Source organism: Vibrio sp. OPT18 (assembly GCF_015163615.1).
GTDB lineage: Bacteria > Pseudomonadota > Gammaproteobacteria > Enterobacterales > Vibrionaceae > Vibrio > Vibrio coralliirubri.
In genome coordinates this window covers 1-217 of record NZ_JADDYK010000091.1, presented here as the reverse complement: position 1 = coordinate 217, position 217 = coordinate 1, and the positions used below count along the sequence as shown (strand labels likewise).

The following is a 217-nucleotide window of genomic DNA, read 5'->3' as shown; positions in this document are numbered from 1 at the left end:
AGAACTTTTAAATTTGATTGAATTACTCGTAAGTAATCAATCAGTCAGCTTTCCAAATTGTTAAAGAGCTTGATTCAATAAAATGAACCATTTTTAAAAACACTTAAATAAATGTGCTTAAAGATGGTATCCCGTAGGGGAGTCGAACCCCTGTTACCGCCGTGAAAGGGCGGTGTCCTAGGCCTCTAGACGAACGGGACATAGGTTACTCTTAACT

1 tRNA gene is annotated in these 217 nt (G+C 38.2%); it reads right to left on the bottom strand.

Annotated features, from left to right (window positions below):
* Nucleotides 1-124: 124 nt before the first annotated feature.
* A tRNA-Glu gene (locus IQQ51_RS23060) sits at nt 125-200 on the bottom strand.
* Nucleotides 201-217 lie beyond the last annotated feature (17 nt).